Source organism: Bradyrhizobium aeschynomenes (genome assembly GCF_013178945.1).
Lineage (GTDB): Bacteria > Pseudomonadota > Alphaproteobacteria > Rhizobiales > Xanthobacteraceae > Bradyrhizobium > Bradyrhizobium aeschynomenes.
On record NZ_JABFDM010000008.1, the window covers coordinates 134475 to 155555 of the forward strand.

At 65.1% G+C, this 21081-nt stretch carries 18 protein-coding genes and 2 pseudogenes; 8 read left to right on the plus strand and 12 right to left on the minus strand.

Annotated elements, in window-relative coordinates; all coding sequences use genetic code 11:
- Positions 1–122: 122 nt before the first annotated feature.
- Positions 123–974 carry a pantoate--beta-alanine ligase gene (gene panC / locus HL666_RS23015; protein ID WP_172113950.1) on the minus strand — a complete coding sequence of 284 codons (852 nt, stop codon included), beginning with the start codon at positions 972–974 and terminating at the stop codon, positions 123–125.
- Positions 975–1236: 262 nt separating this feature from the next.
- Between panC and HL666_RS23020 the strand changes: the two genes are divergently transcribed.
- The 4 genes and pseudogenes from HL666_RS23020 to HL666_RS23035 all read left to right on the plus strand — a co-directional run bounded on the left by HL666_RS23020 (position 1237) and on the right by HL666_RS23035 (position 5274).
- Complete coding sequence (locus tag HL666_RS23020) at positions 1237–2160, plus strand: division plane positioning ATPase MipZ (protein ID WP_172113951.1); 924 nt, start codon at positions 1237–1239, stop codon at positions 2158–2160.
- A 486-nt stretch (positions 2161–2646) separates the two neighbouring features.
- Complete coding sequence (locus HL666_RS23025; RefSeq protein WP_172183814.1) at positions 2647–3534, plus strand: alpha/beta fold hydrolase; 888 nt, start codon at positions 2647–2649, stop codon at positions 3532–3534.
- Between the two features lie 162 nt (positions 3535–3696).
- A pseudogene (locus HL666_RS23030) lies at positions 3697–4448 on the plus strand (vWA domain-containing protein).
- 109 nt (positions 4449–4557) lie between these two features.
- Positions 4558–5274 (plus strand): DnaJ domain-containing protein, encoded by a 717-nt coding sequence (locus HL666_RS23035; RefSeq protein WP_172132770.1) that lies wholly within the window; start codon positions 4558–4560, stop codon positions 5272–5274.
- 235 nt (positions 5275–5509) lie between these two features.
- On the opposite strand, the gene HL666_RS23040 is transcribed toward HL666_RS23035, so the two are convergent.
- Positions 5510–7267, minus strand: a complete 1758-nt coding sequence (locus HL666_RS23040; protein ID WP_172183815.1) for a serine hydrolase — start codon at positions 7265–7267, stop codon at positions 5510–5512.
- Positions 7268–7706: 439 nt separating this feature from the next.
- Here HL666_RS23040 and HL666_RS23045 point away from each other — a divergent pair, with 439 nt between their 5' ends.
- The gene (locus tag HL666_RS23045; RefSeq protein ID WP_172113956.1) at positions 7707–8048 is read left to right on the plus strand and encodes a phasin family protein; all 342 of its coding nucleotides are present in this window, start codon (positions 7707–7709) and stop codon (positions 8046–8048) included.
- 92 nt (positions 8049–8140) lie between these two features.
- Here HL666_RS23045 and HL666_RS23050 read toward each other — a convergent pair whose 3' ends face one another.
- A complete protein-coding gene (locus HL666_RS23050; RefSeq protein ID WP_172113957.1) occupies positions 8141–9916 on the minus strand; it encodes a TadE/TadG family type IV pilus assembly protein in 1776 nt (591 codons plus the stop codon).
- Between the two features lie 453 nt (positions 9917–10369).
- Here HL666_RS23050 and clpS point away from each other — a divergent pair, with 453 nt between their 5' ends.
- On the plus strand, positions 10370–10702 hold the full coding sequence (gene clpS / locus HL666_RS23055) for an ATP-dependent Clp protease adapter ClpS (protein WP_008960690.1): 333 nt from the start codon (positions 10370–10372) through the stop codon (positions 10700–10702).
- A 352-nt stretch (positions 10703–11054) separates the two neighbouring features.
- Entirely contained in the window at positions 11055–13445 is a 2391-nt protein-coding gene (gene clpA / locus HL666_RS23060) for an ATP-dependent Clp protease ATP-binding subunit ClpA (protein ID WP_172113958.1), read from the plus strand.
- 189 nt (positions 13446–13634) lie between these two features.
- Here clpA and HL666_RS23065 read toward each other — a convergent pair whose 3' ends face one another.
- The 7 genes and pseudogenes from HL666_RS23065 to HL666_RS23095 form a co-directional block, all read right to left on the minus strand.
- On the minus strand, positions 13635–13943 hold the full coding sequence (locus HL666_RS23065; protein WP_172183817.1) for a HigA family addiction module antitoxin: 309 nt from the start codon (positions 13941–13943) through the stop codon (positions 13635–13637).
- Between the two features lie 9 nt (positions 13944–13952).
- Positions 13953–14248 (minus strand): annotated as a pseudogene (locus HL666_RS23070) (type II toxin-antitoxin system RelE/ParE family toxin).
- 151 nt (positions 14249–14399) lie between these two features.
- Positions 14400–15161, minus strand: coding sequence for a sulfite exporter TauE/SafE family protein (locus HL666_RS23075; protein ID WP_172113961.1), 762 nt, complete (start codon positions 15159–15161; stop codon positions 14400–14402).
- 3 nt (positions 15162–15164) lie between these two features.
- Positions 15165–16589, minus strand: coding sequence for an MFS transporter (locus tag HL666_RS23080; RefSeq protein WP_172113962.1), 1425 nt, complete (start codon positions 16587–16589; stop codon positions 15165–15167).
- 99 nt (positions 16590–16688) lie between these two features.
- The gene (locus tag HL666_RS23085) at positions 16689–16988 is read right to left on the minus strand and encodes a c-type cytochrome (protein WP_246739325.1); all 300 of its coding nucleotides are present in this window, start codon (positions 16986–16988) and stop codon (positions 16689–16691) included.
- Positions 16989–17060: 72 nt separating this feature from the next.
- The gene (locus HL666_RS23090; protein WP_172113964.1) at positions 17061–17222 is read right to left on the minus strand and encodes a hypothetical protein; all 162 of its coding nucleotides are present in this window, start codon (positions 17220–17222) and stop codon (positions 17061–17063) included.
- A 53-nt stretch (positions 17223–17275) separates the two neighbouring features.
- On the minus strand, positions 17276–18232 hold the full coding sequence (locus tag HL666_RS23095) for an AraC-like ligand-binding domain-containing protein (RefSeq protein ID WP_172113965.1): 957 nt from the start codon (positions 18230–18232) through the stop codon (positions 17276–17278).
- 193 nt (positions 18233–18425) lie between these two features.
- Between HL666_RS23095 and HL666_RS23100 the strand changes: the two genes are divergently transcribed.
- The gene (locus tag HL666_RS23100) at positions 18426–19439 is read left to right on the plus strand and encodes a carbon-nitrogen hydrolase family protein (protein ID WP_172183818.1); all 1014 of its coding nucleotides are present in this window, start codon (positions 18426–18428) and stop codon (positions 19437–19439) included.
- A 15-nt stretch (positions 19440–19454) separates the two neighbouring features.
- Here the strand turns inward: HL666_RS23100 and HL666_RS23105 are convergent, their stop codons facing one another.
- Complete coding sequence (locus HL666_RS23105; RefSeq protein ID WP_172113967.1) at positions 19455–19913, minus strand: PEGA domain-containing protein; 459 nt, start codon at positions 19911–19913, stop codon at positions 19455–19457.
- Positions 19914–20033: 120 nt separating this feature from the next.
- Positions 20034–20963 (minus strand): glycine/sarcosine/betaine reductase selenoprotein B family protein, encoded by a 930-nt coding sequence (locus HL666_RS23110; protein ID WP_172183819.1) that lies wholly within the window; start codon positions 20961–20963, stop codon positions 20034–20036.
- Positions 20964–21081 lie beyond the last annotated feature (118 nt).

A 21081-nucleotide genomic window follows, 5' to 3' on the forward strand; every position in this document is an offset into this window, starting at 1 on the left:
TCACCGTGCGGCGCGTGGGCGCATCGCGGGCCGCGGGTCCCTCTTGGAACACAGACCATCCCCTGCGCGGTGCCAGTTGCTGGGGGCGCAGTCATTGCGACGGGTGCGGCCTCGCACGGACCTCAGGCCGCGATGTTGTCGATCAGTCGCGTGGTTCCGATCTTGGCGGCGACCAGAATTCGCTTCGGCCCCGACTCCTTCGGGCCGATCGGCGCCAGTGTCTCCGCGTGGCGGACCTCGAGATAGTCCAAGGCAAAGCCGGCTTCGGTGATCGCGGCAGCGCCATCACGAACGGCCTGCCGCATGTCCTCGCCCGCGCGCAGCCGCGTCGCGATCTCCTTCAGCACCCGGTGTAGCGTCGGTGCAACACGGCGCTGCTCTGCACTGAGATAGACATTGCGCGAGGACATCGCGAGACCGTCGCGTTCGCGCACCGTACGGGAGCCGACGACGCGCACGCCCAGATCGAGGTCGCGCGCCATCTGTGCGACGACGCGGAGCTGCTGATAGTCCTTCTCGCCGAAGATCGCGACGTCGGGCCGGCATTGCGTGAACAGCTTGGCGACCACGGTCGCCACGCCGCCGAAGAAATGCGGCCGGAAGCGATCCTCCAGTCCGGCCAGCGCCGCGCCCTCGGGCACAATCCGCGTCACGAAGCCGTCCGGGTACATCGCCTTCGCGTCGGGGTGCCAGATCAGATCGACGCGCTCCGCCGCCAGCTTTGCAACATCCTCTTTCCAGGTACGCGGGTACGAGCCGAAATCCTCTGTCGGCGCGAATTGAGTCGGGTTGACGAAGATCGAGACGACGACCTTGTCGGCGCGACGCTTCGCCAGCCGAACGAGCGAGATGTGGCCTTCATGCAGCGCCCCCATCGTCGGCACGAGCGCGATGCTGGCTTTTCGCGCACGCAAGCCGTCGAGCTCGCGTCGGAGGGCCGGAATGGTGCGGGCGACGTGCGGGGGTCGTGACATTTTTGCTCGATCTCACAGCGAAAAAACGCGGATTTTCTGTTCGGCCTTGACGCTCGGGCGACTGCCTTTCACAAGAACGCGACAAGCCGCTCAGCTTACTTGAATACGCCTGTTAGCACGTCTCCGCAGCAAATGCGGCGTTGGTAAACGCGCGCGTCAAGTAGTAGCGGAGGATGCGTCCCCCGTGGGATTCACGATGATGATGCATTTCACTTGACCGCAGACGACCGTGACTCGAAGATGATCGTAAGGGGTCGAAAACATGCTGGTGCAGACTAGCCAAGGACAATCGGGCTCGGCCCACGTGGTTGTGCTTGGAAACGAGAAGGGCGGGTCTGGCAAGTCCACCACCGCCCTGCACATCGCCGTTGCACTTCTCAAGGCTGGCCAGCGCGTCGCCACCATCGATCTCGACTGTCGTCAGCAGAGCTTCACCCACTACATCAACAATCGCAGCGCCTGGGCCCGTCGCACCGGCCTGCGCCTCGAGCTGCCGACGCACTATTGCATCCAGCTCGGCCAGACCTTGCAGATCGACGAGAACGAGAACACCGAGTTCCAGCAGTTCATGGAGGCGGTGAGTGCGGTCGAACGGTCGTTCGATTTCATCGTCATCGATACGCCCGGCAACGACAGCTACCTGATGCGTCTCGCGCATTCGATGGCCGACACGCTGGTTACCCCGATCAACGACAGCTTCCTCGATTTCGACGTGCTCGGAACGGTCGACGCCGCGACCTATGCGGTGACCGGAGAGAGTCACTACGCCGAGATGGTGCGCGACGTCCGGCGCAAGCGCCGCCAGATCGACGGTGCCATGACCGACTGGATCGTGGTCCGCAACCGGCTGTCGATGCTCGGCTCGCGCAACAAGCAATTGGTGGCCGAGGGCCTGAAGGATCTGTCGCTGCGGCTCGGCTTCCGCGCCATCGACGGCTTTGCCGAGCGGGTCGTGTATCGCGAGTTCTTCCCGCGCGGGCTGACCGCGCTGGACGACATCGACGAAGCGACGCTCGGCACGCGCCCCAATCTCGGCCATGTCACGGCGCGGGAGGAGGTCACGAGCCTGCTGCGCCAGCTCAAGCTGCCGCTCGACGAACGCGGCCGCCGCCGCGCCGCCAACCGGGCCGAATGGTTTGCCCAGGTCGACAAGCCGCTCGACCTGCACGACATCATCAGCGCCTGAACCCGTCGACCGCGCGGGGGGCGCAAACCGCCGCGACCTCAGCGCCCGTCCGATGGCCGTCATCCCGTTGTCGTCATCCTGAACAGTGAGCTGAGCCGGCGGTTGCGGCGGCCTGAGACATCGTGCGCCTTGAATGAGCGCCGACGCTTCGGCTAATCGTCAGTGCAACGGGATCAGGCGGTCGCGGTGCAGGGCGTCGGCCGGGCCGGCGGATTTGTCTCAGGTCAACGCCGAAGCCACAGTTTTCGCTAGATTACCGTCAAATTCATGACTGATTTGAACCCGACGTTGAGGGTTCACGTCACATGGGAAGCGCGACGTGACGGTATGCTGCACAGCAACTAGGTGCGCCGCACAACGAACGGGCGATGGATACACAACATTTAGCCTTCCTGTCACAGCCCCGTTACATATATTAGACACCACGGGTCACGAGAGTCTTACAGGTCTTAAACTACCTTTGATTGTAGCTCCCGAGGAACGAACATGAAGCGTGGAATAACCGTCCTGTTGTCCGTCAGCGTGCTGGCGGCCGTCGGCTACTTCACTGCCAGCAAGTGGGCGATCCGGCACGAAACCGTCAGGTTCTATGACGCCTCCCGCGGCAATCGCCTCGTCGAGGTCGCCGTGGCCATCCGTCGTGACAAGGAGATGCAGGCCGAGGCCGGCATGATCAAGCTTCCGGTAGCGATCCTCAATCACGGCAATACCGTCAAGTTCACCGAGTACTCGTTCGTGGCCAACGTGTTTGCCGCCCGCGGCTACATGGCGGTGAGCATCCAGCATGACCTGCCGACCGATCCGCCGATGGTGACCAAGGTCGGTGAGCCCTATGTCGGCCGCCTGCCGCAGATCCAACGCGGCGTCGCCAATATCAGGTTCGCCGTCGAGCAGATGCGCCAGCTGCAGCCGAATGCGGACTACGACCACCTGACCATGGTCGGCCATTCGATGGGTGGCGACATCTCGATGTATTTCGCCAAGCAGTATCCCGACGACGTCAAGAAGGTCGTCACGCTCGACAATCTGCGCGTTCCCTTCGTGACCGACGGCAAGTTCAAGATCCTGTCGTTCCGCTCCAAGGATCCGCAGTTCAAGACGGATCCTGGTGTGATCCCGAGCGACGACATCTGCGAGAAGGAAGGCATCACGGTCGTCAACACCGACTTCCAGCACAATGACATGCGTGATACCGGGCCCGACGATGCCAAGTCGTCGATCCAGGCCATGCTCGACAAGTTCCTGGCCGACAGCGACAGTTCCAGCGCCATCGCGCCGGTGAAGACCAAGACCCCCTTGCTCGATCCCGGCCCGGTTCCGCCTTATGCGCCGGTCGGCAAGGCCGCGGCCCCAACCAAGGCGCTGACGAACTGATCGTACGGGGACGAGGCGCGATCAGCTGATCCGAGGACATGCTCGGGATGCGGCGCGCGCCTCTGCGACGCGACCCGAGACTTGGCCCGAGTGGCTGCGTCGCTCATTGAAGCTGCCGGGGCGCCTGCCCACATCCATGCGCATCCAAGCAGGTGCGTGCACATGGTCCGGGGACCTTTCAAACCCAGTTCTGGCTCGATCACTCCGTCGGACGATGGGACCGACGGCCATCGGTTGCCTGAAACCGAGCGGTCCAGCACCGACGCGATCGCAGATTTCGTTGCGCAGGCCGCGCCGTGGCCGCGTCCGAAAGCCGGGGCCGCCTGGTCTTTGCCCTCGATGCGACCCTGAGCCGGCAGCCCACCTGGGACATGGCCTGTGCGCTCCAAGCCGACATGTTCCGCGAGGCCGCGGCGCTGGGCAGCCTCGATGTGCGGCTGGTCTACTACCGGGGCTTCAACGAGTGCCGTGCCACGGGCTGGATCTCAGACAGCACCGAGCTCGCCCGCCTGATGGGCAAGATCGACTGCCGGGGCGGCAAGACCCAGATCGGCAAGGTTCTCGCCGAGGCCCGCCGCCACGCCACATCGGCGCGGATCCGCGCCGTCGTCTTCGTGGGCGATGCCATGGAGGAAAACGTCGACGAGCTTTGTGCACGGGCCGGCGAGCTCGGGCTGTTGAAGGTCCCGCTCTTCATGTTCCAGGAAGGCAACGACCCCGTTGCCGAACAGGCGTTTCGCGAGATCGCCCAGCTGTCCGGCGGGGCGTGGTGCCGCTTCGATCCGGGCGCCGCCGCTCAATTGCGGGATCTGCTGCGCGCGGCCGCGGCCTACGCCGCGGGCGGCCGTGACGCGCTGCTCCGCCTGGCGGCGTCGGAGGGCGGGGCGGCACGCCTGATCGGGCAGATGAAATGAGCAGGGTATCGAACGAGCGCGGTCGGCTGGCTCGACACGCCTGTTGAAGCCACCGGCGTCACGTCGGGCCGGTCATGCTTTTTGCCGCGACACGCCCTATATTCCGCCGATGACACTGATCGCGGGCGCCGTCGCCGTCATCACCCTCTATCTGTTGCTGCAGATGCTCCGGAACGCCAATCCGGCGGCCCTGGCGCGTGCGATCAAGTTCGCCGGGGGCATCGCTTGTCTCGCGGTGGCGGCCTTCACCGGCCTTCGCGGCGAGCTGGTGGTGGCGATTCCGATCGGGTTGTTCGGGGCAGGGCTGCTGGGCTGGTCGCCGGGTGGTCTCGGCAATGTCGGCAGCATGTTCGGGCTGGGCGGAGCGCGCTCCTCCGGTCAGAGCTCGCGGGTGCGCTCGCCCGCGATCGAGATGATGCTCGACCATGACAGCGGCCAGCTGCAGGGGCGCTTCGTCGCCGGCGCTCATGCCGGCCGTGCGTTGGACGAGTTCGATCTGCCGCAGCTCGCAGCGATGCTGCCAAGCCTCGACGCCGACAGCGTCTCGCTACTTGAAACTTATCTGGACCGCCGGTTTCCCGCCTGGCGTCAGCACGCGCAGCGCGATGCGGCAGGGGGGCAGCGCCGCGCGGCGTCGAGCTCCAAAATGACGGCGGAGGAGGCCTATCAGATCCTTGGCCTGCAGCCGGGCGCGGGGCGTGACGAGATCGGGCGTGCCCACCGTGCGCTCATGAAGAAACTGCATCCCGACCAAGGGGGGTCGACGTATCTCGCCGCCCGGGTGAACGAGGCCAAGGATACTCTGCTTCGTACGCATCACGGCTAACTCCGGCAACGCCACCAACGCCACAACACCGAACCCGCTTCCACCGCAGTGAAACGACGCCTGCTGCTCTCGACTTCGTCAGGCGCGATCATTCGTCATGGTGAAAAAGTTCTAGCGGCAATTCCTTGACGAGTGGTTTTCACCGGTTGGGCCGACGCACTGCCGGGGCTGTCCGCAAAAGAAAAGGCCCGCGCGTGTGTCGCGCGGGCCTCATCGGCTGCTATGGTGATGTGCGTTAGTTGTGCACGGTCATGCAGGAGATGTCGGCGCGCTTCAGCTTCTTGCACACCGCTTCGGCCTGATCGCGATCGAGACCGGCGAAGCGGGCGCGGATCAGCGTCTTGTCACCTTTGGAGATCGTCTCGGTGAAAGGATCCGCCTTGCTCAGCAGGCCCTGCGCCGAGCTGCGCGCGGCCTCGATCCGCTTCTGCGCCTCGGCCTCGCTGTCGAGCGCGCCGACCTGGATGATCCAGCCGCTACGTGCCACGGCGGAGCGCACCGGAACCTCTGCCGCAGGGCTGGCGGACGCCAACTGCGTCGGCGGCTGCGACGGCGGGGCGGGCGGCGCAGCATAGGCCATGGCCTGCGACGAGGCGGGCGGCAGGCTGGAGGCCGGCAGCACGCCGAGAATGCCGTTGCCGGTGCCGTGACCCGCAGGCTGCGGCGGCAGCTCGGGACGCGGGGCCTCGGCGCGGACGATCGGCGGCGCCGGTTCGATGGCCTCGACGCGCTGCGCGAACGGCGCGGGAGCAGGGGCAACCGGTTGCGGCGCGGCGGTGGCGAGCTTGACGGCGCCAGCCTTGACCTGAACCGTCCTGACCTTGACTGGCTTCATCGGCTCGGTCGAGCCGGGAACGAGCGACATCGGCTGGTTCTGGATCACGCCGGAGGTCATCGGTGCAGGCTCGACTCTGGCCTCCTTCGGCGCCGATGGCGGCAGCGCCGCGGTGGCTTCGGAGAGGGTCGACATCAGCTTGGCGGTGCGGCTCGGCGCCGGCGTCTCCGGCGCAGCCGAGGCGAGCTGGACGGTGCCCTGGTCGGCGCTGTCGCCGGCATCCGATCCGCCGCGCTCGCCGATCGCCGCCACGGTGCGGCGGGTCGCGCCCTTGTCGAGATTCTCGGCCAGCAGGTTGCGCATGATCGCGTCGCGCGAGCCGCCGCTGCGGCCGCCGAGCACGACGCCGACCAGATGGCGGTTGCCGCGACGGAGCGAGGTCACGATGTTGAAGCCGGAGGCGCGGGTATAGCCGGTCTTGATGCCGTCGATGCCCTCGACGCTGCCGAGCAGGTGATTGTGGTTGCGGATCGACTGGCCGCGATAATTGAACACCACCGTCGAGAAATAGCGATAGTAGCGCGGGAAGCGGTCCTGGATCGCGCGGCCGAGGATCGACTGGTCGCGTGCCGTCGTGATCTGGGCGTCGGCCGGAAGACCGGAGGCGTTGACATAGGTGGTGCGGCTCATGCCGAGTGAGCGCGCCTTGCGCGTCATCATCTTGGCGAACTCATCCTCGTCGCCGCCGATCGCTTCCGCGATGACCACGGCGGCGTCGTTGGCCGAGCGCGTCACCAGGCCCTTGATCGCATCCTCGACGCGGATGCTCTGGCCGGGGCGCAGGCCGAGCTTGGTCGGCGACTGCTCGGAGGCGTGCTCCGACACCGGCATCTCGGTATCGAGCTTCATCTTGCCGGCCTCGAGGCGCTCGAACAGCAGATAGAGCGTCATGATCTTGGTGAGCGAGGCGGGGTGCCGCAGCGCGTCCGGATTGGTCGCGGTCAGCGTCGCGCCGGAATTGCCGTCGACGACGATCGAGGCGAATGCCGGGCTGTAGCTGCCCTCGTCATTATGGGGGGAGTGGCGCGCATGATGGTGCCGATGGCGCCGGCGCGCTTCCGCGCTGTCGACCGTGACCACTGCCGCCACCGTGAAGGTGAGCAGCCCGTAGACGCCAACCCGCAGCAGGCGCGAGGAAGCCAAGTTTTTGCGAAGCATGAAATCCCCGTCCAATTTCTGACGTGATCACCGGCCCGTAAGGCGAAATTGTGCCAAAACGCTCCCGTGATCTTGCCTGTCGGACCTCCAGTTTGCGCCTCGACGCGGTCATGCATCGAAGGGCCCGAACTGAGGTTTTGTTAAGACGCTGTTTTAGAACAGCTTTACGGTTCGGCCGACGCTGGCCGGGACCACAGGAGAGGTTAGGACGGTCGAGTTGCCAAAGGATTAAAGAAACCTTGCGCCGAACCCGGGGATTTCGGTCGAATTGGCCCGACGTGAAGCGATCTGAGCCACTAGCAGACTTCGGCGCGAAGCAATGCCCATGATGGTGCATTGCACAAGATTCTTGATTTCTATTGTGCGGTGCACTATATTGGGACTGCGTCAGGGAGCCGGGGCCTCCCTGCGGCGCAAAAGTCAGGGAAAGGAATGCCACATGTTTAAGGTTGAAGACATTCAGAACTACGGCAAAGAGCAGTTCGAGACGGTCGTGAACTCCGCGACCACGGTCCAGAACGGCCTGCATGCGATCGCCACGGCCTATGGCGACTACACCAAGAAGTCGTTCGAAGACACCAAGTCGTTCGTCGAGAAGCTCTCGGGCGTGAAGTCGCTCGACAAGGTGCTCGAGGTTCAGACCGAATACGCCAAGTCGGCCTACGAGACCTTCGTCGCCGATTCCCAGAAGATCGCCGGCCTGTATTCGGACCTCGCCAAGCAGGCGTTCAAGCCGCTCGAAGGTTTCGCTGCCAAGTTCACTCCGCCGGCCGCGCATTGATCGCAGCCATCGCGAGGTGACAGCGGAAAGCCCGGCTCGCGCCGGGCTTTTTTGTTGCTTGATGCGATCGGTGTTCCCGGCAGCGACAGCTGCTATTTGGCGACACGCAGCTTCGACAGCGCGGTTCCGATGGAGTTGAAGGTGGTCACGATCTGGCTCGAGCTGGTCAGCATGTAGAACTTGTCAGGGCTGCTGGCGCAGTTCTGCAGCACGGTCGAGGTCGGATCGGCGGGCGAGCTCGTGTTCACCTGGATCGTGTAGATCGTGTACATCGAATTGCCCTTGGCGTCCTTGCTGTTCTTGAGGTTCGAGCAGAGCAGGGCCTGGCGCGCGTCGATCGGATTGCCCGAGGCCTGGCTGGAGCCGTTGCCGTATTCAGGCCAGCGGTCCTCGGTGTTCAGGCCGTCCGACAGCAGGATGATGACGCGGTTGTAGGTGGTGTTGGCGTCCTCGGCAGGCGCCCCCAGCACGCCGTTCGGGATCAGCGATTGCACCGCCCAGGCCATGCCGATCGCCTGGTTGGTGCCGCCGGTCGGCTCCATGGCGTTGACGGCGCTCTTCAGCGAGCTCCAATTGTAGCTGAGCGGCACGATCTGGGCGAGCTTCGTTGAGGCGCTGCTGCTGCAGTACTGGGTGCTGTTCTCCATGTGCTGGTTGGCCGGAAACAGCGTCGTGACATCGGATGTCGCGGGCGAGACGGCGTTCGCGTCATTCGGCTGGGTGCGGTCGACGACGCAGCCGGTCCAGGTGCTCTTGGCGTTGGCGATCCAGGTATGCGTGAAGGTGTTGACCTTGCAGACGGTGCTGGAATTGCTGCCGGTGCAGCTACAGGTGCTGTTCGGAATGTTGCTGCCGCTGGTCTGACAGCTGCAGTTGCTGCCGGTGCACCAGTTCACCCGGGTGCTGGTCTGCACGCTGGTCCAGCAGCCGTTATAGTAGCTGTGCGAGGCGGAATCGTAGCCGGGGCAGATGTACCCGTTGTAGGTCCCGCTCGATGGGATTCGCGAGGCACTGGAGCTTCCCGTTGTCGGCTCGCTGACGCAGGAGAAGTAGGGGAAGCCGTTGCTGGACCTGAACGGACAGGACGATCCCGGTCCCACCATGTCCCACTGCGCCTGGGTGTAGCTCCCGTTCGGGATTGCGGCCTGATAGGAGCCGTTATTGGGCTGGATCGTGGGCGGATTCTGCCAATCGGTCCAGTCGATCCAGTTCTGGGTGTAGTTGCTGGCGCCGACGTTGACGACCTTGGCGAACGGAATGACGGAGATGTAGACGTCGCCCGGGGTCTTGGCGAGCGCGCTGAGCTGATCGATCAGGCCGCCGCTGCCGGCGACCGCGTTCTGCAGCGCCGTCATCTTGTTGCTGGAGGCCATCGAGCCGGTATTGTCCAGCGCGAGCGCGACCCGCATCTTCACGTCACCCCAGGTCGTGGTCGCCTTGGTGCTGAAGTCCATCGTCGGGAAGCCTGCGAGCTTCATGAATTGGGTGACGATCTGGCCGGAGGCGGTGAGCTGGATGTTGGACGCCGAGGAGCTGCTCGAAGCGGTATAGTTGGCGGTCACCGCGACGCTCTTGGCGTCCGCGCTGGTGTAGAGCGCCTTGAAATAGGCCGATGCCTTCGCTCCGATGTCGGCCGAGGTGATCGTTCCCTGGGCCAGATCGCGCGAGAGCATCAGCGCGGTCGAATCCAGCGCGGCCTGCATCGACGATTTTGCGGCATTGGCGCGGCTGTAGTCGACGCCGGCCCCGACGAAGGCCAGGATCGGCAAGAGCGCGATGGCAAAGGTCACCGCAATGTTGCCCCGGTTGTCGCGGGCGAAGCGTCGCACGGTATGGCGGCAGAAGCGGACGAGGGTCGCAGCGGTCATATCGCTCACCAATGATGATGTCTGCGGCCATCTGGCGCCCGGATCGTCAAGGGTGGGTGAATCGAATCCTCGAAAAACGCTGCAAATCCCGCAGCATGGCGCCTCGTTCGCACGGCGCGCGGGTTCCCTGTCAACGCCCGGTGAATCGGCTTTGTAAAATGCCACCGGTTTGATTAACCTTTGGACTCATCGCCGGGGCAGGGAATCGGTCCTGCCGGAGCGTCGTTCCGTCATGGGGACGCGCTTGCGGCAAACCGGCCGCTGACCCATATTCCTGGAGTCGGTCCGATCGGGCCGGTCGGCAGGGACAGGCGATCTGGAACGCAGGACCGGGTGGCGGAAGCGGCCCGGAGGGGACAGTGCGGGAAACCCTTTATTGGTGTCCTCGCAACATTATCTAACGCGTGCAAGATGTCGCAGCCAAATTCCAGATTGAACCGATCCGCACCTAGGATGAGCAATAACGACAACAAGTCCGGTGGCACCGGTGGTCCGGTCACGTCCGTGATCACCAAGGTGAAGCCGAAGACCAAACGCCCCAATCTCTATCGCGTTCTGATTTTGAACGACGATTACACGCCGATGGAATTCGTCGTTCACGTCCTGGAGAAGTTCTTCAACAAGGACGTCGAGGCCGCGACCAAGATCATGCTCCATGTGCACCATCATGGCATCGGGGAGTGCGGCGTTTTCACTTACGAGATCGCCGAGACCAAGGTGACCCAGGTGATGGATTTCGCTCGCAAGCACCAGCACCCGTTGCAGTGTGTGATGGAGAAGAAATAGGGCGGGTCTGCGCAGCAGGATCTGCCTGGCGCGAGCGCTCAACGGGCCGTCGCAGGTCCCTGTGTTAAGCGCCGCGAGATGGGCTGGTCCGGGGAATTACGGCCGGTGTGGCGTCTCGGTCCAAGCCGGACCCTTGCCCCGGAGATCGCTCGCCGCGGCTGTCGCAGTCGGACGCGTCACAATCGGATGCGTCACAATCGGAACGGGTTTTGCATTGACGATCGAGTGAACGCGTAATCGAGCCGCCCGACCGGTCTTTTGTCGCACTCGGTTATAACTATATTTGACAAAGGTTGTTGTTGCCTGACCGGGCGGCGGCGATCATGATGGCAGGGGGCCACAGAGGACGCGCATGCCGACTTTTTCTCAAAGCCTTGAACAATCCCTGCATCGTGCGCTGGCGATTGCCAACGAGCGTCATCATCAATACGCGACATTGGAACATCTCCTCTTGTCCTTGATCGATGACAGCGATGCAGCGGCCGTGATGCGCGCGTGCAGCGTCGACCTCGACAAGCTGCGCGGCAGTCTCGTCAATTATCTCGAAACCGAGTTCGAAAATCTGGTCACGGACGGCAGCGACGACGCCAAGCCGACCGCGGGTTTCCAGCGCGTGATCCAACGCGCGGTGATTCACGTTCAGTCGTCGGGCCGCGAAGAGGTGACCGGCGCCAACGTGCTGATCGCGATCTTCGCCGAGCGCGAGAGCCACGCCGCCTACTTCCTGCAAGAGCAGGACATGACGCGCTACGACGCCGTGAACTACATCAGCCACGGCATCGCCAAGCGCCCTGGTGTTTCCGAAGCGCGCCCGGTTCGCGGCGTCGACGAGGAGACGGAGACCAAGGGCAGTGAGGACTCCAAGAAAAAGGGCGAGGCGCTGGAAACCTATTGCGTCAATCTCAACAAGAAGGCTCGCGACGGCAAGATCGATCCGGTGATCGGCCGCAACTCCGAGATCAACCGCGCCATCCAGGTGCTCTGCCGACGCCAGAAGAACAACCCGCTGTTCGTCGGTGAAGCCGGCGTCGGCAAGACCGCGATCGCCGAAGGCCTTGCCAAGCGCATCGTCGACAGCGAGGTTCCAGAGGTGCTGTCGGCGGCCACCGTGTTCTCGCTGGACATGGGAACGCTGCTGGCCGGCACGCGCTATCGCGGTGACTTCGAGGAGCGGCTGAAGCAGGTCCTCAAGGAGCTCGAGGCGCATCCGAACGCGATCCTGTTCATCGACGAGATCCACACCGTGATCGGTGCGGGCGCGACGTCGGGCGGGGCGATGGATGCATCGAACCTGCTCAAGCCGGCGCTGGCTTCGGGCTCGATCCGCTGCATGGGCTCGACGACCTACAAGGAGTATCGCCAGCACTTCGAGAAGGACCGCGCGCTGGTGCGCAGGTTCCAGAAGATCGACGTCAATGAGCCCTCGGTCGAGGATGCAATCGCGATCCTCAAGGGCCTGAAGCCGTATTTCGAGGACTATCACCGCCTGAAGTACACCAACGAGGCCATCGAGGCCGCGGTGCAGCTGTCGTCGCGCTACATCCACGACCGCAAGCTGCCGGACAAGGCGATCGACGTGATCGACGAGTCGGGCGCGGCGCAGATGCTGCTCGCCGAGAACAAGCGCAAGAAGACGATCGGCATCAAGGAGATCGAGACCACGATCGCCACCATGGCTCGGATCCCGCCGAAGAGCGTGTCGAAGGACGATGCCGAGGTGCTCAAGCATCTCGAGCAGACGCTCAAGCGTGTCGTGTTCGGGCAGGACAAGGCGATCGAATCGCTGTCGGCCTCGATCAAGCTGGCGCGGGCCGGCCTGCGCGAGCCGGAGAAGCCGATCGGCTGCTATCTGTTCTCGGGTCCGACCGGTGTGGGCAAGACCGAGGTCGCCAAGCAGCTCGCTGCGACCTTGGGCGTCGAGCTGCTGCGCTTCGACATGTCCGAGTACATGGAGCGGCACACCGTGTCGCGCCTGATCGGCGCGCCTCCCGGCTATGTCGGCTTCGACCAGGGAGGTCTGCTGACCGATGGCGTCGACCAGCATCCGCATTGCGTGGTGCTGCTGGACGAGATCGAGAAGGCGCATCCGGATCTGTACAACGTGCTGTTGCAGATCATGGACCATGGCCGGCTCACCGACCACAACGGCAAGCAGGTCAACTTCCGCAACGTGATCCTGATCATGACCACGAATGCGGGCGCCGCCGACATGGCCAAGCAGGCGTTCGGCTTCCACCGCTCGAAGCGGGAAGGCGACGACCACGAGGCGATCAACCGGCAGTTCGCGCCGGAGTTCCGCAACCGTCTCGACTCCATCGTCTCGTTCGCGCACCTCAACGTCGAGGTGATCGGAATGGTCGTCGAGAAGTTCGTGCTGCAGCTCGAAGCCCAGCTGGCCGATCGCGACGTCACGATCGAGCTGTCCGAGCCGGCCAAGAGCTGGCTGATCCAGCACGGCTATGACGAGCAGATGGGCGCGCGTCCGATGGGCCGCGTGATCCAGGAGCACATCAAGAAGCCGCTGGCCGACGAGGTGCTGTTCGGCCAGCTGAAGGGTGGCGGCCACGTCCGTGTCGTCCTCGTCAAGGACGAGTCCGGCGTGGACGAGAAGATCGGCTTCGAGTTCGTCGAGGGGCCGGTCACGCCGAAGTCGGAGGTGCCGGCCGCGCGCAAGCGCAAGCCGAAGTCCGGCGGCGGCGGCCCGAAGGGGCCCGCTCCGAAGGGACCGCTGGTGAAGGCGTGATGCCCTGACGATACCATTGAATGAAAAGGCCGGCGTTTCGCCGGCCTTTTTGTTGGGCCTCTTCTCTTCAGCACTCGTCTATTTGGTCGGGAAAGCTTGGTCGAGACGCTCTCTCCCTTGGGCCGCGCCCCCGCCACGTCGTGTCGGCTTTGTTTTTCCGATCCTCGATCTGGAGGGGTGGACCGGGGCTCACGCTGCCGAATTGAGCGGCTTCGCGCGGTCGATCCGCTTGCGGTCACGTGGCGAATGCAGCGCGTTCCAAAGGTCTGTGCGGCGCTGGACGTTGAGCCAAAACTCCGCGCTGTTGCCGAACACGCGGGCGAGGATGAGGGCGGTGGCGGCGGTGACGTTGCGCTTGCCGTTGCAGAGCTCGTTGACGTGCTTGCGCTGCGCACCCATCGCTGCCGCCAGCGCGGTCTGCGTCAGCCCGAGCGGCTGCATGAACTCCTCGACAAGGATCTCGGCCACCGTCGCCGGCTTGCGTTTGGTCATCAGCATGGATGGGGCTCACTCGTAGCTGTGGTCATCAAGATAGAGATCGGTCGCCTCGCCGCGGCCGCCGTGCCGGCGAAACACCAGCCGCCAGCGCTTGTTGACGCGGATGCAATGAAAGCCGTCGAGATGGCCGCGCAGCTTCTCGAAATGATTGCTCGGCGGGGACCGCAAATCGCCGTCGGTGGCGGCATCGTCGATCAACTGGAGCTTCCGGAACAGCCTGTCTTCCAGATCCGCCGGGATTTTGTTGGACCTGACGTCGTCGACGAGAACCGATGCAGCCAGTCATCCCGAAAGCTCACGATCATCGTGCCGCCCCGTTTGAGGCAGTGTACCACCCTATGACACAGCCCGCAATGCTCCTCCATCTTTGCGAGGCTGAGGTGACGAACTGCGGAATGCATCTGATCCAGGATCACCCCGGCGCTGAGCATCAGGGGTGATAAGGGGCTCGTGCCCTCAGGCCGGCTTGACGAAAAAGTAGACCGTCAGGCCGCAGCCGACCGCGATGATGAAGCGGCGCACGTAAACCGGCGGGATGATCTGGCCGAGCCGTGCGCCGACGAAGCCGCCAAGCATGCCCGTGCACATCATCGTCAGCGTCTCCAGCCAATGCACGCGGCCCGAGAATGCGAAGATCGCCGAGGCCATGATGTTCATCAGCGCCGCCAGCCAGATCTTCAGGCCGTTCATGGCGCGGATGTCGCGCATCCCGTAGAACACCAGAGCGGCCAGCATCAGGATGCCGATGCCGCCGCCGAAATAGCCGCCATAGATCGCGATCACGAACTGGACGGCCTGGATGGTCACGGGCCCAAGCCAGCGCGCGCCATCCTTCGGGGTGAAGCGCATGCCGAACGCGAACACGGCGGTTGCGAACAGAAGCAGCCACGGCACCAGCCGGCTGAACGCATCCGATGGCGTCACCAGCAGCAGCACCGCGCCAAGCGTGCCGCCGATCAGGCTGATGATCGACAGCCGGACGAGGTCGCTGCGCCATGCGGCTTTGGGATCGTTCAGGATCTCGCGCGAGGCGAAGGCGCTGACGAACTGACCGGGGCAGAGCGCCACGGTGCTGGAAGCGTTGGCGTCAATCGCGGGAATCCCCGCCGCGAGCAGGGTCGGGAAGGTCAGAAAGGCGCCGCCGCCGGCCAGCGCATTGACGATGCCCGAGCCGAACGCGGCGAGTGCGAGCAAAGCGAGCATCGTCCAATCGGTCATGACCTATTCGCCCTTCAACCGCTGACCGTCCTGGACCCGCACATGCTCGGCGCCGCGCGAGCCGGCCGGCGAGAGGCGCAGCATGCTCAGGAATGCGCCGACCAGGGCGAAGCCGACCCCGGTCAGGAGCGACAACCGCGTGCCATCGGCCGGATCGAGGGCGAGAAACATCGCGACCAGCGCGGCGCCCGTCGTTTGACCCAGCAGGCGCGCGGTGCCGAGCATCCCGCTGGCGCCGCCGGCGCGCTCACGCGGGGCGGCCGCGATCATGGTGCGGTTGTTCGGGGTCTGAAACAGGCCGAAGCCGCAGCCGGCCAGCGCCATCCGCCAGACGACGTCCCATGACGACGGCTCGCGCGGCAGCAGGCCGAGCGCGCCGAGCCCGAGCGCAAAGATGACGAGGCCGATGCCGCCGAGCAGACCGGCCGGCACCCGCTCCACCAGCCGGCCCGCGATAGGGGCGGTCAGGCCGACCGCGATCGGCCAGGGCGTGATCAGGAGGCCCATCTGCACCGGCGAATAGCCGAAATGGCTCTCGAGATAGAACGGAATGGCGACGAAGGCGAGCATCTGGCCGCAGAACGACGAGATCGAGGTCGCGATCGACAGCGCAAACACCGGGATGCGGAGCAGATCGAGCGGCAGCAGCGGCGAGGCCATGTGGGTCTGGCGGTACACCAGCCACACGCCGGCCGTGACGGCGACGACGAACTCGATGGCGCAGGTGACCAGCGCTTCGCCGTGACCGAGGCTGTCGACGGCCGCGATGAGAAAGCCGAAGGTCACCGCGCTGAGTGCCGCGCTCTGCCAGTCGAACATGTGCGACGCGCGCGGCGTGTGCGGCAGGAAGCGGAAGCCGAAGACGAAGGTGACGATGCCGAGCGGCACGTTGATCGCGAACAGCCAGGGCCAGCTGCCGACCGCGAGGATGCCGGCGGCGATGGTCGGTCCGACCGCAGCCGAGACGGCGACCACCATCGCGTTGATGCCGATGCCGCGGCCGAGCAGCGCCTGTGGGTAGGTGAAGCGCACCAGCGCCGAGTTGACGCTGAGGATGCCGGCGGCGCCAAAGCCCTGCAGGATGCGCGCGAGCGTCAGCAGGAGCAGGCTGTCGGCGAGCGCGCAGAACAACGAGGCAGCCGTGAACAGCACGAGGCCAGCGAGATAGACCCGGCGATAGCCGATGATCTCGCCCAGCGATGCGAGCGGCAGCAGCGAGATCGTGACCGCGAGCTGATAGCCATTGACGATCCAGATCGAGAAGGCGGGGCTGGCATTGAGGTCGCGGGCAATCGTCGGCAACGCCACATTGGCAATCGCGCCGTCGACGACCGCGAGCACGATGCCGAGAGCGATGGTCACGATCGCCCAGGTCCGCTGCGGCAGCGGCAGGCCGTCGGTGTGCAGGACCTGGCTTGGTGGCGTCATCGTGCGTGCTCCGGCCGCAGCCGGGCCGCGGAAAGGGGACGGGAACGGGCAACCGCAACGCACAAGTCCCGTTCCAGACCGGCGGATGGCGCCGACGTGTCACCGCCGCTTGGGGCGGACCTGAATCGCCTTGAGATAATTGACCGCAGCCTCGGCATCGGCCCGATCGAACCGGAAGCTCGGCATGTCCTTGTGGATGGTCGAGAGGCCGGTCTGCAGTCGCTGGGCAAAATCGTCGTCGTAGAGTTTGCTGTCACCAAAGGTCCGGAACGGTGGCGCGTCGGGATGCGGGCTCGCGCCGACGGGACCTATCGCATGGCATCGGCTGCAAAGGCTTTGCAAGAGCGCTTTTCCTCGCCTCTGCTCGCTGTCCAGTGCATGGCTGGCTGTGGAGGTCATGAGCAGCAGCAGGCACGCGGAGCCAATTCGTCGCATCATCAGGAACTCGTCTCAGGTCTCGGTTGCATCGGGCTACCAGCGGCCCTCCGCCTTGCCGTAGGCATAGAGCGCGATCAGCCCCAGTGTCACCAGCGTCGAGCCGATCAGCACGATGCGATCCCAGCGCAGCTGCGTTTCGTCGTCCCGCTGCAGCGTCAGCAGCGAGAACAGAGCCTTCATGGCGAAGCGGCGCATCCAAGCAATCCCGGCACGGGCCGCCGCATCGCGGAGTCGGCCTCTCCCCGAGCTTAGCGCGAAGAGCTGCTGCGCCGCCACTCGCGCGGCGACACGCCGAACTGCTCGCGGAACGCGCGGCCGAAATGCGAGAGGTCGTTGAACCCCCAGCTGAAGGCGATGTCGCCGATCTGCCGATGCGCCTGCGCGGGCGAGCCGAGGTCGCGCCGGCAGTGCTTGAGGCGCTCGGCCAGAACGAAGCGCTGAAACGACAGCTGCTCGTCCGAGAACAGGTCGTTGACGTAGCGCGCCGACAGGCCGACCTCGCGCGCGATGGCCTGCAGCGACAGATCCGAATCCGACAGCCGCGTCCGGATATGCGCCTTGATGCGATAGAGCAGCGCCGCGCGGTGGCTGGAAGACGGCAAGGGCTGCGTGCTGAGCCGCTCTGTCAAAGTCATGGCCAGGAGGTCGGCGGCCTGATCCGCCAGGTGCTCGGCATGCTCGGCGCCGATGTGATCGGCGCGCTCGCACAGCTTGATGATGAAGTCATAGGCGAGCGGCTGCAACGGGCTGTCGCTGCCGAAGGTGATCGCCGTGACAGCCTCGGTCGCGCCGATCCTGCGCTGCAGCATGTCGCGCGGCAGCTTGAACACGGTCTGCCGGAAGGCCGCGTCGAATTGCAGCTCATAAGGCCGCGTCGTGTCGTAGATCGCGAACTCGCCGGGACGGATCACCGTATCGCGGCCGTCCTGGGTCACGCCGCCGGTGCCCTCGCGTCCGAGCGCGACCAGCACGTAGTCGGCATCGGCACGCGCGATGCGCTGTGTTGTCCGGCGCACGCGCTGCCGGTCCGAGGCCACCTCGGAGCAGACGGCCCGGCCCAAGGTCGTGTGCGTCACCGCGCCGCGAAACGCGCTGCCGAGATCGGACGTGCAGTCGAGACCGACATAGACGTCGCAGACGATGTCCTGCCACAACGCCAGCCGGCGGTGGCCCGGGCTTCCGTCCGTCGTGAACAGCACCGGCATCGCTCCGTCTCCCTCCGCTTTCCTGTCGCGTGGATGGTCGGATCTGCAGCAAGTTCTGGGCCGGCTCGTCTGACTGGCGGCCGCAGTCGAGTTTTCGTTCCCGCCAAGACGAGCGCGAATGACGGCCGAGGTCAATACTCCCCGGCGAGGCGCGGCGCCTTGCGCCGCCGATCCGAACGAGGGGAGACGAGCGATGGGACTGGCACATCCGAAATACAAGGTGGCGGTGGTGCAGGCCGCGCCGGCCTGGCTCGATCTCGAAGGATCGATCCGGAAGACCATCGCATTGATCGAGGAGGCGGCCGACAAGGGTGCCAAGCTGATCGCATTCCCGGAGGTGTTCATCCCCGGCTATCCCTGGCACATCTGGATGGACTCGCCCGCCTGGTGCATCGGCCGCGGCTTCGTGCAGCGCTATTTCGACAATTCGCTGGCCTATGACAGTCCACAGGCCGAGGCGCTGCGCGCCGCGGTGCGCAAGGCCAGGCTCACGGCGGTCCTCGGCCTGTCGGAGCGCGACGGCGGTAGCCTCTACATCGCGCAATGGCTGATCGGCCCGGACGGCGAGACCATCGGCAAGCGCCGCAAGCTGCGGCCGACCCATGCCGAGCGCACCGTTTACGGCGAGGGCGACGGCAGCGATCTCGCCGTGCATGACCGCGCGGATATCGGCCGGATCGGCGCGCTGTGCTGTTGGGAGCATCTGCAGCCGCTGTCGAAATACGCGATGTATGCCCAAAACGAGCAAGTGCACGTCGCGTCCTGGCCGAGCTTCTCGCTGTACGATCCGTTCGCGCCGGCGCTCGGCGCCGAGGTCAACAACGCTGCCTCGCGCGTCTATGCCGTGGAGGGCTCGTGCTTCGTGCTGGCGCCCTGTGCCACAGTCTCGCAGGCGATGATCGACGAACTCTGCGACCGCCCCGACAAGCACGCGCTGCTGCATGTCGGCGGCGGCCATGCCGCGATCTTCGGCCCCGACGGCTCGTCGCTTGTCGAGAAGCTGCCGCCCGAGCAGGAAGGCCTGCTGATCGCCGAGATCGATCTCGGCATGATCGGGATCGCCAAGAACGCCGCCGATCCGGCCGGGCACTATTCGCGGCCCGACGTCACGCGGCTGCTGCTCAACAAGAAGCCGTTCAACCGGGTGGAAACGTTTGCGCTTCCCGTCGACACCGTCGCGCCGGGCGAGGCACAGGCAGCCGGGTGACCGGCCGTGCCTCCACTAGGTGCCGGCCTCCGGCTGCGGCGGCGGGGCGGATCGCCGCGGCGGTCGCTGTTGACGGGCGACGGGGGCGGCCATTCGCGGCTGCAGCGTGACGATGACCGGGTTCGGCTTGTGGTCGGTGGCCGCGCCAGTCGCAGCATCGACACCCATGCCGATCACGCCGCCGAGGAGGACGTTGCCGGCAAAGCCGGCGGCGCCCGTCGCGGGAATGTCCTTCTGCAGCGGAATGATCTGGGTCTCATAGCCCGGCTTTTCGATGGTGACGGAGATGTCGGCGTTGCGCTTGGCCACGAACGAGCACGGCGTCGTGCAGGTCATCGGCGCCTCCAGGCCCGAGATCGTGGCTTCCGCTCCCGATGGAGTAGATGCAACGCTGATCGTTTCGGTTGTGCCGCGTGTCACGGACGCACAACCGCCCAACATGACGCAGAGCGCCATGATCCCTACAACTCTCATTTGGTACTGCCCCCTCAAAACCCGGGGAAACTCAATCGCAACTGGGACGGGAGAGCAAGCGCAATCAGATTTTTCCGAAGAGAATTCCGGCCGAGTTCCGCCCGGGTGTGTCTTTCCGGCCTACTTTTCGCGAACGCCCCGCGCGATCGCCTTCTGTGCATCGAACTCGGCCCGCCGCCGCGCGAGCTCTTCGGGAGCGAGCATGGCGGGGTTGCTGTAGTCGCGCTTCCAGCCGTGGTCGTCGCTCCACTGCAAGGGTGATTGCACGGTCGTCCGTGCGGCTGGTGAACTTTCCAGAACACGCAGCGCGAGCTCGAGCGTGAAGGCTTGCGACGCGGTGTCGTGCGGCTTGCCGGCGGAATTGCCGAGCGGGAAGTCCGAGAACAGGAAGCGCGGCGCGGCTGCGTGCTCGACGATGTCCTTGGCGCAGCCCATCACCACGGTTGCGATGCCATTGGCTTCGAGATGCCGTGCCACGAGGCTCACGGTCTGATGGCACACCGGGCAGTTCGGCACCAGCACGACGGCATCGATGTCGTCGGCGCGGCAGCGCGCGAGAATCTCCGGCGCATCGGTCTCGAGCGTCACGCGCTGGCTGCGATTGGTCGGCGCGCCGAAGAAGCGCGGTCCGATGGCGCCGATGCGGCCCTCGCGTGCGAGCCGTATCAGTTGCGGCAGCGGAAACCAGGTGCCGGAATCGTCGGCCGAGGTGTGCGCGCGATCATAGGCGATGTGGGAGATGCGCAGATCATGCTGCGCCGAGGTGTCTCCGTCATAGACCCGGTAGAACTTGGCCGCGCCATTATAGGCCGCGCCGGGGCCCTGATCGCCTTTCGCCGGGTCGTAGGGCGCGGCCGTGGTGATGAGTGTGACACGCGACTGCGCGAGCGGCTTGCGCAGCGGCTGGAACGGGGCCGACGTGTAGTGCGCCCAGCGATAGGGCGTGTCATAGCCGATCGCGAGATAATAGTCGCGCGTCCGCGCCATGTAGGACAGCGGGGCGGCCTCCTCGGGAGCGAAGCCGAGCTTGTCGTCGGTGGCTGCGGTCATTGGCTTGCGTTCCTGAAGCGATCGTCCGATTGCTAGCGGCGCGGCGGTGCGTGTCAAGGCGTCGCGTGTTGGAACCCGGGCGGCCTTGAAAGCCTTATCTGTCGGCAATTTGGCTCGC